Origin of the sequence: Streptomyces sp. NPDC102274, from assembly GCF_044766385.1 — a bacterium.
In the GTDB taxonomy this organism is placed as follows: Bacteria; Actinomycetota; Actinomycetes; order Streptomycetales; family Streptomycetaceae; genus Streptomyces.
In genome coordinates, this window is the sequence record NZ_JBIWLW010000015.1 from 45,848 (window position 1) to 60,433 (window position 14,586).

Here is a 14,586-nt window from a genome sequence, read left to right on the forward strand (position 1 = left end):
TCAGGGGCAGCGGCGGGGGCTCCGGGAGGCCGTACCGGCCCGTGCTGTGCGAGGCTGCGGAGGTGCTGATGCGGTTGATCGTCGACGCGGCGAATGTGGTCGGTTCCGTTCCCGACGGGTGGTGGCGGGACCGGCGCGGTGCCACCGAGCGGATGCGCGACTCGCTGGTGCCGTACGCCGCGCGGGGCGCTGCCGGGCATCCGGGTCCCGTCGAGGTGGTGCTCGTCGTGGAGGGCGCCGCGCGGGGCGTGGAGTCCGTACCGGGGGTACGGGTGGCGGCCGCGGCCGGTGGCGGCGACGACCTGATCGTGGAACTGGCCGCGCGGGCGGCGGCGGACGGCGTGGGCTGTGTCGTGGTCACGGCCGACCGTGAACTGCGCCGGCGGGTGGGGGCGCACGGGGCGGAGTGCGCCGGGCCCAGGACCGTACGCCGGCCACCGGAGCGTCAGCCGTCGGAGGCTCGGCCGCCGGACGATCAGCCGTCGGGGGCCCGGCCGCCGGACGCGGCCCCGGACCAGAGCGGGGACCGGACCGCGGACCGGAGCACGGACGCGCCGCCGGACGGGCCGCCCGGCGGGGTCTCGGACGGGTCGCCGGGCGAGGGTACGTAGAGCACCGCTCCGTCGACCGTCCCCGGCAGCGGTTCGTAGCCCCGGGCGAGCAGCCCGCGCAGCGTGGGCAGCCGGTCGGCGGCGAACGGCTTGCCGCGTGAGTCGTCGACCACCAGGGCGGGCGGGCGCGCGCTCAGCTCGTCGACGAGTACCGGCCAGGTGCCCGCCATCGCGTACTTCTCGCCGACCCGGGGACCGTCCCTGCCGCCGCTGTAGTTCGTCAGCAGACCGGCCGTCAGATAGCGGCTGGCCGGGGCGCGGTCGGCGAGCCAGTAGACCTCCGGGTGTATCCCCCAGACGAGGACCCGGTCCGTGGGCGCCGTACGGGCCCGTACGGCGTCCGCGAGGCGCTGGGCGTGGGCGAGTTCCGGCCGGGGCGCGAGGATGCCCCAGGTGAGGAACAGCGCGCACGCGCAGGCCGAGGTGAGCAGCGCGGAGGCGAGCCGGTCGCGGGGCAGCAGGCGCAGCGCGGCGGTCGCCAGGAGCACCAGTGGCGGCAGGACTTGCAGGAAGTAGTGGCCGAAGAAGTGGAACCCGAGCAGGACGGCGGCGGACGAGGACGCGAGCCATACCCAGAGGTCGGCGCCCGGCCCGCCGGTGCCGCCGCGGGTGCGCAGGGCGCGGACGACGGGTGGCAGCAGTCCGGCGCAGGCGAGGCAGAGCAGGGCGGTGTTCGCCAAGGCCCGGGAGAACACATGGAGTTCGGAGCCGGTGAGGGTGGCGTACGCGCCCGATCCGGTCACCGCCCAGAAGAGGAAGCCGGACGGTGAGGTGAGCAAAGCCACGGCGAGTACGGGCAGCACGAGCCCGGCGGAGAGCCGCCCGAGGGCGGCCCGTACGGGAGGGGCGGGCGCGGTGCGCGCGGTGTTCCAGAGCAGCCACAGGACCGGGGCGAGGACGGCGCCGCCCGTCTGTTTGGTCAGCAGCGCCCCGGCGACGGCGAGCCCGGCGGCGCCCCAGCGGCCCCGGCCCGCGCACCACACCGCCGCGACGGTGAACGGCAGTATGAAGACCTCGAAGGTGGCCGACTGGGCGTCCTCGGGGTTGAGTCCGATGGAGACCAGCGGGAAGAGGACCCCGGCGGTACGGCCCGCCCGGTCGCCCCAGCGCTCCCGGGCGACGGCGGCGAGCAGCGCCGCGGTGGCCAGTTGGGCGAGAACCGCGAGCGCCTTCACCGCGTACAGCGATTCGTCGCCGAAGAGCGCGAAGGCCGATTCGTAGAGCCAGGGCAGCAGCGGCGGCTTCCGGTCGACGACGGTGTCGTACAGCGCTCCCCCGGCGGCCAGTATCCGTGCCTGGACGGCGAGATAGCCCTCGTCGGGGCTCCACATCGGCGGGCGGAAGGAGGGCAGCCGGGTGACGAGCGTCAGCAGGGCCAGAACGGGGAGCAGCCGGCGCCAGTAACCGGTGACGGGGCGGACCGGCCGGGCGGGGGCCGGTGCGGGGTGCGGGGCGGTACGCCGCGGGGGCGTGACATACCGGAGGGCGGGCGGCTCGACGACCATGCGCGGCACAGTAACCGGCCCCGCCGTCCGTGCCGGAGCAGGACATTCGGGGCCGGGCCGCGTGGCGGACCTCCGCGCGGGATGACGGGACGTCAGCCGGCCGCGCCGAGGCGGCTGTGCGCGCGTCCGTACCCGACGTACACGACGATGCCGACGGCCATCCAGATGCCGAAGCGGAGCCAGGTCTCGGCGGGCAGGTTGAGCATCAGCCAGAAGGAGGCGAGCACGGACGCGATCGGCAGATACGGCACCAGCGGGGTGCGGAACGAGCGCGGCAGGTCGGGGCGGTTCCTGCGCAGGATGATGACGCCGAGCGCCACCACGACGAAGGCGAAGAGGGTGCCGATGTTGACCAGTTCGGCCAGTTCCTCGATGGAGGTCAGACCGGCGACGATCGCGACGACGAACCCGAGCAGGACGGTGGAGCGGTACGGCGTGCCGAACCGGTGGTGGACTTGGGAGAACGTACGCGGCAGCAGTCCGTCACGGCTCATCGCGAAGAACACCCGGGTCTGGCCGAGCAGCAGGATCATGCAGACCGAGGTGAGTCCGACGGCCGCGCCGAAACTGATCAGCCCGGCCCAGAAGGGATGGCCGACCGACTTGAAGGCGTCGGCGAGCGGGGCGTCCACCGACAGCTCGCTGTAATGCTGCATTCCGGTGACGACGAGCGAGACGGCGACATAGAGCACGGTGCAGAGGAAGAGGGAGCCGAGGATGCCGCGGGGGACGTCGCGCTGCGGGTTGACGGTCTCCTCGGCGGTGGTCGCGACGATGTCGAAGCCGATGAAGGCGAAGAAGACGACGGCCGCGGCGGTGAAGATGCCCAGGACGCCGAAGTTGGTGGGGGTGTAGCCGGCCATCAGCTGGATGATCGGGGCCCTGAGCCCGCCGCCGCCACCGGTCGCCTCGGACGGCGGGATGAACGGCTGGTAGTTGGCGCCGTTGATGAAGAACGCTCCGACGATGATCACGAGCAGGACGACGGTGACCTTGACGCCGACGATGACGCTGGTGATGCGCGAGGAGAGCTTGACCCCGATGACGAGGATGCAGGTCAGGACGAGGACGAGCAGGAACGCGAGCAGATCGAAGCCGAACTTCCCGTCCTGCGTGCCGGAGAGGAAGTCCGGCAGACTCGCCCCGGCGTTGCCCAGCAGCGAGCGCACATAGCCGGACCAGCCGACCGCGACGACCGCGCAGCCCAGCGCCAGTTCCAGCACGAGGTCCCAGCCGATGATCCAGGCGGGCAGCTCACCGAGCGAGGCGTACGAGAAGGTGTACGCGGATCCGGCGACCGGCACCGTCGAGGCGAACTCGGCGTAGCAGAGGGCGGCCAGCGCGCAGACGATCCCGGCGACGACGAAGGCGATGGAGGTGGCGGGCCCGGCCGTCTGCCTGGCGACGACACCGGTCAGGACGAAGATGCCGGTACCGATGATCACACCGACGCCGAAGACCGTCAGATCGAGCGCGGAGAGCGACTTTCTGAGCGCGAACTCGGGGTCCTCGGTGTCGCGGATCGACTGCTCGACGTTCTTGGTGCGGAACACGCCGTTTCCGGCTGGTCCCGAGTCGTGCTGCGTACTCACCGGCGTACCTCCGTCTGCGCGTTCATCCGGCCATGATCGAGAGGCGTACTGCCGCCAACCACTCGAATGAACAGATTTCACACGGACGGGCCGATTGGACCACCCTTACAGGGCGGCCCCACCGGCCCGTCGGTACGTCGGTACGTCGGACGCCTGCGCGTCAGCGTGTCACTGTGACAACGGATCAGTCGCGGGCGGCCTCGGTCGGTGAGTCCACCAGCCGGCCGTCCAGCTTCGCGACCAGGCCGGTGACCTGGCGCGCGATGTCCGGCGCGGTCAGTCCGATCTCGGCCATGACCTCCTTGCGGGAGGCGTGGTCGAGGAAGCGCGGCGGAATACCGAAGTCCCGCAGCGGTACGTCGACCCCGGCGTCGCGCAGCGCCTGGGCGACCGCCGAGCCGACGCCGCCGACCCGGCTGTTGTCCTCGACGGTGACGACCACGCGGTGCTGCTCGGCGAGCGGGGCGAGCGCCTCGTCGACCGGCTTGACCCAGCGGGGGTCGACAACCGTGGCCGTGATGCCCTGTTTGTCGAGAAGGTCGGCGATGTCCAGGCACATCGGGGCGAGCGCGCCGACGGAGACCAGCAGGACGTCCGCCGTACCCTCCTCGGTCCTGCGCAGTACGTCCATGCCGCCGACCCGGCCGACGGCGGCGACCGCCGGGCCGACCGCGCCCTTGGAGTAACGGACCACGGTCGGGGCGTCCTCCACCGCGACGGCCTCGCGCAGTTGGGAGCGGACCTGGTCGGCGTCGCGCGGGGCGGCGATCCGCAGCCCCGGCACGCACTGGAGCATCGACAGATCCCACATGCCGTTGTGCGAGGCGCCGTCGGTACCGGTGATCCCGGCCCGGTCCAGCACGAACGTCACCCCGCAGCGGTGCAGGGCGACATCCATCAGCAGCTGGTCGAACGCGCGGTTGAGGAAGGTCGCGTAGAGCGCGAACACCGGGTGCACCCCGCCGGTGGCGAGGCCCGCGGCGGAGACCGCGCCGTGCTGCTCCGCGATCCCGACGTCGTACACCCGGTCCGGGAACGCCTTCGCGAACTTTTCGAGACCGACCGGCTGGAGCATGGCCGCCGTGATGGCGACGATGTCCTCGCGCTCGTGCCCGAGCTTGACCATCTCCTCGCCGAACACCGAGGTCCAGTCCACGCCGGCGGCGGCGACGGGCAGTCCGGTGTCGGGGTGGATGGGACCGATGCCGTGGAAGTGGTCGGCCTCGTCCTGCTCGGCGGGCTTGTAGCCGCGGCCCTTCTCGGTGATGCAGTGCACGATGACCGGGCCGCCGAAGCGCTTCGCGCGCAGCAGCGCGGACTCCAGGGCCTCGATGTCATGGCCGTCGATCGGGCCCACGTACTTCAGACCGAGGTCCTCGAACATGCCCTGCGGGGCGATGAAGTCCTTCAGGCCCTTCTTGGCGCCGTGCAGGGTGTCGTAGAGGGGCCTGCCGACGACCGGCGTGCGGTCCAGGATCTCCTTGCCGCGGGCCAGGAAGCGTTCGTAGCCGTCGGTGGTCCGCAGGGTCGCGAGATGGTTCGCGAGACCGCCGATGGTCGGCGCGTACGAACGCTCGTTGTCGTTGACGACGATGACGAGCGGACGGTCCTTGGCCGCGGCGATGTTGTTCAGCGCCTCCCAGGCCATACCACCGGTCAGCGCGCCGTCACCGATCACCGCGACGACCTGGTCGTCCTTGTTCAGGACCTCGTTGGCCTTCGCGAGACCGTCGGCCCAGCCGAGCACGGTGGAGGCGTGGGAGTTCTCGATGATGTCGTGGTCGGACTCGGCACGGGACGGATAGCCGGAGAGTCCGTTCCTGCTCCTGAGTTTCGAGAAGTCCTGACGGCCGGTGAGCAGCTTGTGGACGTACGACTGGTGTCCCGTGTCGAAGAGGACCTTGTCCTTGGGGGAGTCGTACACACGGTGCAGGGCGATGGTCAGCTCGACGACACCGAGGTTGGGACCGAGGTGGCCGCCTGTCTTGGAGACCGCGTCCACGAGGAAGGACCGGATCTCTCCGGCCAGCTGCTCCAGCTGCTCCGGGCCGAGCCGGTCCAGATCGCGCGGTCCCCTGATGCGGGTCAGCAACGCCACCCGTGCCTCCTTGCGTATGAGCTGTCGAGGATGCCGATCTGGTGAGTCTAATGTTCCACTCGCGCGAGTGGTCGGCGGGCGGTGCTTCCTACGTCACTCGATCGACGGTATGTACGTCATATCGCCCACCCCCGGAGTACGGCCGTGCCCGGCATCCCGTGAGTGAGGAGATGCCGGGCACGGTTCGCGGGACCGCGGTCAGGCGCGACCCGCGGTCTTCTGGGTCTTGCGGGTGACGGAGTCGATGACGACCGTGGCCAGCAGCACCCCACCGGTGATCATGTACTGGATCGGGGTGGCGATGCCCTGCAGCGCCAGTCCGTACTGGATCGACGTGATGACCATGACACCGAGCAGCGCGTTCCAGGTGCGGCCGCGGCCACCGAAGAGGCTGGTGCCGCCGATGACGGCCGCCGCGATCGCGTTCATCAGCAGGTCGCCGGTGCCGGCGCCCTGGTTGGCCGCGGCGATCTTGGAGGCGATGAAGAGGCCGCCGATGGCCGCGAACGTACCGGCGATCGAGTAGACCGAGACCCGGATCAGCGTGACGTTGATACCCGCGCGGCGGGACGCCTCGACACTGCCACCGAGCGCGAAGACCTTGCGGCCGTACGTGGTGCGGCGCAGCACGAAGTCCGTCGCCACCAGGATCAGCAGGAAGATGACCGGTGCGAGGGGCAGACCCTTGTACTGGTTGAACATGAACGCCGCGGCGAAGGCCACGATCGCGAGGACGACCGTGCGCAGCACGGTCTCGCTGGCCGGCCTCGACGGGACTCCGGCCGCCTCGCGGCGGCGGTTCTCCAGGAAGGAGGTCAGGAAGAATGCCACGACCGCGACGAGGGCGAGGCCGTAGGCGGCCGCGACATCGGTGAAGTAGTAGGTGGTGAGCTTGGCCACCAGACCGTCGGGGTCCAGGTTGATGGTGCCGTTGTCACCCAGGATCTGGAGCATGAAGCCGAGCCAGAAGAGCAGTCCGGCCAGGGTGACGGCGAACGCGGGCGCGCCGACGCGGGCGAAGAAGAAGCCGTGGATCGCGCCGATGACCGCGCCGCTGACAATGGCGATCACCAGAGCCAGCCACTCGTTCATGCCGTGGGTGACGCTCAGTACGGCGACGATGGCGCCGGACACACCGCTGACCGAGCCGACCGAGAGGTCGATCTCACCGAGCAGCAGGACGAAGACGATACCGACGGCGATCATGCCGGTGCCGACCATGGCCACGGAGATGTTGCTGAGGTTCTCCGCGGACAGGAAGTTCGAGTTCAGGCTCTGGAAGACCACGCAGATGATGAGCAGCCCGATGATGACCGGGAGGGAGCCCAGATCGCCGGCGCGTATCTTGCGCTGGAACTCGGAGATGTAGCCCGCGAATCCCTGCTCGCGCACCAGCAGTCGGGGGTCCACCGCGGTGACCGCGCCGTCCGCCGCGGCGGGGGCGTCGACCGGGGCGGGGATCTTGCCGCCCGGGGTCTCGCCCGGGGTCTTCTCGAGCGACGTGGAGGTCTTGTCCGTACTCACTTCTGAACCTCCACGGTGCGCGACGCGCGGCGGGTCACGGCGTTGTCCGTGGCGCCGGTGATGGCGGCGATGATCTCTTCCTGAGAGGTGGACGCGACGTCGAAGACGCCGTTGTTGCTGCCCAGCCTGAGCACCGCCACCTTGTCGGCGACGGCCTTGACGTCGGCCATGTTGTGGCTGATGAGCAGCACGGCGAGACCGCGCTCGCGCAGCCGCTCGACGAGGTCGAGCACCTGGGCCGTCTGCTCGACACCGAGGGCCGCCGTCGGCTCGTCGAGAATGACGAGCTTGGGGTCGCCGAGCATCGACCGGGCGATGGCCACGGTCTGCCGCTGGCCGCCGGAGAGCGAGGCGATCGGGATACGGACACTGGGAATCCGGATCGACAGTGTGGTGAGCAGCTCGCGCGAACGGCGCTCCATCTCGACCTCGTTGAGGACGCCCCAGCTGCGGAGCTCCCTGCCGAGGTAGAGATTGCCGACGACGTCGATGTTGTCGCAGAGCGCCAGGTCCTGGTAGACGGTCGCGATGCCCAGGTTCTGGGCATCGTGCGGCCGGCCGATCGAGACGGGGCTGCCCTCCCACTCGATGACGCCGTCATCGATGGGGTGTACGCCGGCGATGGTCTTCACCAGCGTTGATTTCCCGGCGCCGTTGTCGCCCACGAGGGCGACCACCTCACCGGAGTGGACCTCAAGCTCTACATCGGTGAGCGCCTGGACGGCACCGAATCGCTTGGAGACCCCTCGCAACGCCAGCACGGGCGTAGCGGTCACGTGAACCATCTCCTTCGCCGCCTGACCGGCGGGGATGCCGCGCCGGGGGGAGGCGCGGAGGTCGAGCAGAAGAGACAAGCAAGGGGCCGGCCGCGCGGGTCCGGTTCACGGACCTCGCGCGACACGGCGCGCGGGGCGCACCGGAGGGCCGAGGTGGTTCCGTCCGGCACCCCGCCCCAGCTGCGGGGCGTTGACGGGCAGGGTGCCGGACAGGCTTTCACCGGGGGCGGTCACCGGACGGTCCCGGAACGGACTACTTCAGACCGATCGCGTCACAGGCGGCCTTGTACTTGTCGGTGCAGATGTCGCCGACCGTGTAGATGCCCTCCTTGATGACCGTGTCCTTGATGTTGTCCTTGGTCAGCGAGACGACCGGGACGATCACGGACGGGACGGCCTTGGCGGTCGGGCTGTCCACGGTGTCCTTGGCGATGGAGTCCAGCTTCTCGCCCTTGGCGAGCGCGACGGCCATCTCGGCGGCCACGGCCGCCTCCTGCGGGTAGGACTTGTAGACGCTCATGAACTGCTCGCCCGTGACGATGCGCTGCACACCGGCGAGTTCGGCGTCCTGACCGGTGACCGGCGGGAGCTTGGCGAAGCCAGCGCCCTTGAGGGCGGTGATGATGCCGCCCGCCATGCCATCGTTGGCGGAGTAGACGCCGACGATCTTGTCCTTGCCGAGGGCGGAGATGGCGCCCTCCATGTTGGCGTTGGCGTTGACCGGCTTCCACTCCTTGGTGTCGTACTCCTTGCCGATGGTCACCTTGCCATCCAGCTGGGCGTGCGCGCCCTTCTTGAACAGAGCGGCGTTCGGGTCGGTGACGGCGCCGTTCATCATCACGATCTGACCGGACTTGGCCTTGTCGCCGAGCGCTTCGAGGAGCGCCTTGCCCTGGACCCGACCGACCTCTTCGTTGTCGAAGGAGGTGTAGGCGTCGATCGGTCCTTCGGCGAGACGGTCGTACGCCACGACCGGTATGCCCGTCTCCTTGGCCTTCTTCACCGAGCTGGCGATGGCCTTGGAGTCGACCGCGTCCACGACCAGCACATCGACCTTGTTGGTGATCATCGTGTCGACCTGCTGGTTCTGCAGCGTCGCGTCCTGCTTGGCGTTCGCGTAGACGACCTTGCCCGTGCCGTCGGTCAGCTCGCTGACCCTCTTCTCGATCAGCGGCTTGTCGAGCGTCTCGTACCGCGCGGTCTCGTTCTCCGGCAGCAGCAGGCCGACCGTGATCGGGCCCTTCTTGTCCGACGCGGACGCTTCGGCCTTGTCGCCGGACTCCTTCGCGCTGCCACAGGCGGCGAGGGAGACGGCCAGAGCGGTAGCGGCGGTGGCCACGGCAGCACGACGCATCTTTGCGTTCACTTCAAAAACCTCCCTGACGAGGCCGCGTCGTTGCGGCCGAGGTGCCAGGAAGTCAACTCCGGCGCGAGGCCAGCGTCAAGGAGTAAATCCTTAACGAGATGACAACGGTGCCATTCGTTATCTAAGTGAAGGCAGGAGTCCCTGCCGGGACGGCGTTCTCCAGAAGGGACGAATCACCCATCTCGCTCAGGACGAGGGCGAGTGCGCCAAGTACCTCGGCACGGGCGCCGAGCGCTCCGGGGAGCACCGACAACTGCCGCGCCGCACTGGGAATCGCGTACCGGGAGACGGACTCGCGGATGGGCCCGAGCACCAGTTCTCCAGCCTCCGCCAGATCCCCGCCGAGCACCACCCGGCTGGGGTTCAGGAGATTGCACAGATTCGCCACGCCGCTGCCGATGTGCCGGCCGACGTCGGCGACCACCCGGCGGCAGCCCGGATCGCCCTCCCTGGCGAGCTGGACGACGCGCTCCAGGGTGAGGTCCGCGCCGTGGCTGGAGTGGAGCAGCGGCAGTACGTAGCGGGCCGCCGTGAAGGTCTCCAGGCAGCCGCGGTTGCCGCAGCGGCAGACAGGGCCCGACTCGTCGAGCGTGATGTGCCCGATCTCACCGGCCGTACCGCCGGGACCGCGGTAGATCTGGCCGGCTATCACCAGCCCGGCGCCGACCCCGCTGGCGACCTTGATGTACGCGAGGTCCTGCACCCCGCGACCGCTCCCCCAGACCAGCTCGCCGAGGGCGCCGAGGTTGGCGTCGTTGTCGACGTACACCGGTACGCCGAGCCGCCCGGCGAGTTCGTCACTGGGGTTGATGCCGGTCCAGCCCGGGAGAATCGAGGTGGAGCCGAGCGTGCCCGACTCGACGTCTATCGGCCCGGGGACGCCGAGGCCGACTCCGATCACCTTCTGACGGCTGACGCCGGTGGTGACGATCAGCCGCTCGACGAGTTCCTCGGCCCGGCCGAAGCCCTGGGCGGACGAGGCGTCCACGTCGAGGGGCTCCGACTCCTCCGCGAGCACCTGGTGGGCGAGGTTGCCGATCGCCACCCGCAGATGCGTATGGCCGAAATCCACCCCGATGACAATGCCCGCGTCCCCGCTGAGCGAGACGCTGCGGGCCCGGCGGCCCCCCGCCGAGGTGGGCGTGACCTGGACCGTCCCGCCGTCCTTCAGCTCACGGACGATATTGGAGACCGTGGCCGCCGACAGTCCCGTGCTTCTGGCGATCTCCGCCTGGGTGAGCGAACCGGCCATACGCACCGCGCGCACGACCCGTTCGAGGTTGGCCCGGTGCAGAGACGACTGCGACCCCGGAGTCTCCACGACTCATCCACTCCTGCCCTTGGCAGGCGGCACGACCGCCGCCGCCGGCCGGGGCCGCGCCTATGAGACCCCGACGTATCTCCAACTTGTGAACCCTAAGCTCAGCCCTCGGGGCACCTCCCCGTCAAGACCTTGAGCGATGGGAACACGCCGAACCGCCCGCCGACCGGGGTCGACGGGCGGTTTGTCCGGATCTCTGTCCCGGATGGAACGGACTACTTCAGCGCTCCGGCCGTCAGTCCGGCCACCACCTGACGCTGGAAGATGATGTACGCGGCGAGCACGGGCAGCATCGCCATCACCAGGCCGGCGAAGAGACCGGACCAGTCCCCCTTGTACCCCTGGCTGACGGCGAGCTGCACCAGCCCCTGGGAGAGGACCTTGTTGTCCGGGTCGGTGTTGAGCACCGTGGGCAGCAGGTACTGGTTCCACTGGCCGAGGAAGTTGAAGATGCCGACGCTGATCAGACCCGGCTTGGCCATCGGCAGCATCACCTGGAAGAAGGTCCGGGTGTGCGAGGCCCCGTCGATGATCGCCGCTTCCGCCACCGAGGTCGGCAGCGTTCTGAAGAACGAGGTCAGGAAGAAGACCGTGAACGGCAGCGAGTACGCGATGTAGACCAGGATCAGACCGTGGATCGTGTTCAGCAGGCCCATGTTGTTCATGACATAGAACAACGGGACCAGCGCGAGGATGATCGGGAAGCTCATCCCGCCGATGAACAAGTAATAGATGAACCGGTTCCCGGGGAACTCGAAGCGGGCCAGTACGTACGCGGCCATCGAGCCGAGCAGCAGCGTACCGAGCAGCGAACCCGCCACCACCAGCACGGTGTTGAGGAAGTAGTCGCTCATATGCGCCTGGGTCCAGGCGCGCGACCAGTTCTCGAAGCGCAGCGAGTCCGGCAGCGACCACGGCGAGGTGAAGATCGACTTGTCGTCCTTGAAGGACGTCATGACCGCCCACAGCAGCGGCATCGCGACCAGGAAGGCCCAGACGACGAGCACGCCGTGGGAGAAGACGTTGAGGACGCCGCCGGTCTTCGACTCCTTGTCGGGCGGGGCCGCCGTCTTGGTCACGGCGGGCCGGGTCCGTACGGTGTCGGCCGGCGGAGGCGTGTCGGCGGGGGGAGGGGTCTCAGTGGTCTTCATCAGAACTCCAGCCGCTCACGTCGACCCAGCCGCATCACGATGGCGGCGAAGGCCAGCGTGACGATGAGGAGGGCGACACCGATCGTGGTCGCATACGCCGCCTGACCGTCACGGAACGCCTTCTGGTAGACGAGCAACGTCAGCACATTGGTCGAATCGGCGGGACCGCCCGGTCCCACCGTCATGATCTGGACCACCGCGAAGGACTCCGCGCCCAGGGCGAGGATGCCCATATAGACCCAGCCGGACTGCACGGTGTCCCACAGCAGCGGCAGCGTGATCCGGAAGAAGGTGGTGAAGCGGCTCGCGCCGTCCAGCAGCGCCGCCTCGTAGAAGTCCTTCGGGATGGAGGCCATACCCGCGGAGAAGAGGACCACGAAGAAACCGGTCGTACTCCACACCAGGACGGCCATCACACACCACAGCGCGAGCTTCGGATCGCCCAGCCACTCCGGCTTCACACTGTCCAGACCGACCGCGCTGAGCGCGGAGTTGATCGCGCCGCTGTTGGGGTTGTACGCGAACTGGAAGAGCAGGGCGACGATCGCGATCGAGAGCACTTGCGGGAAGAAGTAGACGATCTTGTAGAACGAGGATCCGCGGACCCCCGAGATGGCCGCCCCCTTCCGGCCGCGCCCGCCGACATTCAGCATGAAGGCGAAGAACAGCGCGAGGCCGAGGACCACCACGGGCAGCAGAAGCGCGAAGGTCAGACTGTGCTGGAGGGAACTCCAGAAGGTGTCGTCATCGAGCATCCGGGTGTAGTTGTCGAAGCCCACCATCGCGAAGTCGGGGCTGAGACCGGTCCAGTCCGTGAACGAGTAATAGATGGACTGGATGAATGGCCATACGACAAAGAGCGCGTATATCGCCAGGGGGAATACCAGAAACCCCGCAATGAACCGGTATTTGCCGTGCTGCATGTCTCCCGACCCCGAATCTCCGGCGGGTATCGCCGTGCTGCCTTGGGGGCCCGGTACGCCGGGCCGGAACCGGAAGCCCCGGCGGGGCCTCCGGTCGCTTCCGCTCCTACTGGTGCTTGTAGTGCTTGATGGAGGTGTCCTTGGCGGCCGCGTCGGCGTACTCCTGGCACTTCTTGATGGCCTCGGCGGGGGTGAGGCGTCCGGCCATCATCTCGCCGAGCGCGCCCACGCCGATCTTCTCCTTCTGGAGGGCCACGTACCAGTCCTGGAGCCGCGGGTTGAGCACATTGGCGCCGGCCTTGGCCAGCGCGTCCACCCCGGCCTGCAGCGCGGTGGAGAGGGAGAGGCCGTCGGTGCCACCGTTGAAGGAGCTCAGCGACTTCACCTTGGACGTGAAGTTCTTCGACGACGCCTCGCTCAGCATGATGCGCAGCTGCTCCATGCCACCGTCGGGGTTCTTGGCGTTCGCCGGTACGACGAAGGGCTCGCCGCCGGACGCCCAGAGCGCGCCGAACGGGAGCTTGTCCGAGCTGTCCAGGCTGGACGGCGCGGCCACCTTCATCTGGAAGTCCTTCGGCGTCGTCTTCGCCGCCTCGTTCTCCACCCAGGAGCCGTTCGGGAGGAACAGCGCCTTGCCCTCGGTCCAGGCGGTCTGCGACTGGATGTGGTCGAGACCCGGGGTGCCCTGGAGGATGTAGCCCTTCTTGAACAGCTCGAAGTACGCCTCGAAGGCGGACTTCACGGCCGGGTGCTTCCAGGCGTTGGGCTCCAGGTTGTCAATGGCGTCGAGGACCTCGCGGCCACCGATCTTGCCGATGAACGGGTAGAGCGAGAAGGGGATGTAGTACGGGTACTTGCCGGCGTACGTCCAGCCCGCGATGCCCTGCTTCTTGGCCTTCTCGCAGAGGGCCAGCATCGCGTCCCAGTCCTCGGGGTACTCCGCGTCGAGCCTGTCCAGCGCGGTCTGCGAGTACCACACGCCGTAGACGGTGTAGGCGTAGTAGAGGATCCACACCGGGTCGCCGTCGAACTGGCCCATCTCCACGACACCGGGGCGCAGCGTCTCGCGGACCTTCTTGCCCGGGTCGTCGATGGAGGGGGCGTCCAGCAGCGGGGTGAGGTCGGCGAGCTGCTTCTTGCCGACGAGAACACCCATGTCCATCTGCTCGGCACCCGAGTTGTCGATCAGGTCGGGCGGGGTGCCGCCGTTGAATCGCGGCTGAAGCTCGGACTGGATCTTCTGGGTCGGGGTGAACTTCACCTTCGCGTCGGGGAACGCCTTCTCGTACTCCTTGACGGCGTCCGTCGCGTACTCCGTACCGAATCCGCCGTCGAACAAGACGAAGTCGAAAGGTGCGCTCGTGTTCACCCCGAGCGGGTTCTTCTCGGTCGACTCGCCCTTCTCGACCTTATTGTCGCTCCCGCTGTCGCTGCTGGCGCACGAGGCCAGGAAGCTCATCGTCGGGACGGTGATCAGACCGATCGCGGCGGACCGCTTGATCACATCACGACGGCCAAGGCCCTCGCCGTTCTGAGCGGAGGTGGATCCCATGCTCAAGTCCTCGCCTTCTCCAGGACTCAGGCGGTGTACCGGTCGCCCGTCCTTCTCTTCTGAGGCGAAGGGCCCCGCCACCGCAGGTCAAATGTAGCTGGGTCGTGCGGAATTGCTGTGCTTGATCGTGCTCGATCACGCTCGATCGCATCGCTTGGCCGGACGCC

General features: G+C 68.7%; 10 protein-coding genes and 1 pseudogene. 1 reads left to right on the top strand and 10 read right to left on the bottom strand.

Annotated features, from left to right (window positions below):
• Positions 1-68: 68 nt before the first annotated feature.
• A pseudogene (locus tag ACIRQP_RS21155) lies at positions 69-440 on the top strand (NTP pyrophosphohydrolase); the annotation flags it as partial.
• 35 nt (positions 441-475) lie between these two features.
• On the opposite strand, the gene ACIRQP_RS21160 reads toward ACIRQP_RS21155, so the two are convergent.
• The 10 genes from ACIRQP_RS21160 to ngcE all read right to left on the bottom strand — a co-directional run bounded on the left by ACIRQP_RS21160 (position 476) and on the right by ngcE (position 14,419).
• The gene (locus tag ACIRQP_RS21160; protein ID WP_403892268.1) at positions 476-2,116 is read right to left on the bottom strand and encodes a glycosyltransferase family 39 protein; all 1,641 of its coding nucleotides are present in this window, start codon (positions 2,114-2,116) and stop codon (positions 476-478) included.
• 92 nt (positions 2,117-2,208) lie between these two features.
• Positions 2,209-3,708 (bottom strand): amino acid permease, encoded by a 1,500-nt coding sequence (locus tag ACIRQP_RS21165; RefSeq protein ID WP_403892271.1) that lies wholly within the window; start codon positions 3,706-3,708, stop codon positions 2,209-2,211.
• A gap of 184 nt (positions 3,709-3,892) precedes the next feature.
• Complete coding sequence (gene dxs, locus ACIRQP_RS21170; protein ID WP_403892274.1) at positions 3,893-5,806, bottom strand: 1-deoxy-D-xylulose-5-phosphate synthase; 1,914 nt, start codon at positions 5,804-5,806, stop codon at positions 3,893-3,895.
• Between the two features lie 198 nt (positions 5,807-6,004).
• Complete coding sequence (locus tag ACIRQP_RS21175) at positions 6,005-7,330, bottom strand: sugar ABC transporter permease (RefSeq protein ID WP_403892277.1); 1,326 nt, start codon at positions 7,328-7,330, stop codon at positions 6,005-6,007.
• Complete coding sequence (locus ACIRQP_RS21180; RefSeq protein ID WP_030350753.1) at positions 7,327-8,115, bottom strand: ATP-binding cassette domain-containing protein; 789 nt, start codon at positions 8,113-8,115, stop codon at positions 7,327-7,329. The genes ACIRQP_RS21175 and ACIRQP_RS21180 overlap by 4 nt, the downstream gene beginning before the upstream one ends.
• Positions 8,116-8,359: 244 nt before the next feature.
• On the bottom strand, positions 8,360-9,472 hold the full coding sequence (locus ACIRQP_RS21185) for a substrate-binding domain-containing protein (protein WP_403892280.1): 1,113 nt from the start codon (positions 9,470-9,472) through the stop codon (positions 8,360-8,362).
• Positions 9,473-9,593: 121 nt separating this feature from the next.
• The gene (locus tag ACIRQP_RS21190) at positions 9,594-10,793 is read right to left on the bottom strand and encodes an ROK family protein (RefSeq protein WP_403892283.1); all 1,200 of its coding nucleotides are present in this window, start codon (positions 10,791-10,793) and stop codon (positions 9,594-9,596) included.
• Positions 10,794-11,008: 215 nt separating this feature from the next.
• Positions 11,009-11,944 carry a carbohydrate ABC transporter permease gene (locus tag ACIRQP_RS21195; RefSeq protein ID WP_403892286.1) on the bottom strand — a complete coding sequence of 312 codons (936 nt, stop codon included), beginning with the start codon at positions 11,942-11,944 and terminating at the stop codon, positions 11,009-11,011.
• Positions 11,944-12,867 (bottom strand): carbohydrate ABC transporter permease, encoded by a 924-nt coding sequence (locus tag ACIRQP_RS21200; protein WP_403892289.1) that lies wholly within the window; start codon positions 12,865-12,867, stop codon positions 11,944-11,946. The genes ACIRQP_RS21195 and ACIRQP_RS21200 overlap by 1 nt, the downstream gene beginning before the upstream one ends.
• 106 nt (positions 12,868-12,973) lie before the next feature.
• Positions 12,974-14,419: an N-acetylglucosamine/diacetylchitobiose ABC transporter substrate-binding protein gene (gene ngcE, locus ACIRQP_RS21205; protein WP_403892292.1), complete on the bottom strand. Its 1,446-nt coding sequence runs from the start codon at positions 14,417-14,419 to the stop codon at positions 12,974-12,976.
• Positions 14,420-14,586: the final 167 nt, after the last annotated feature.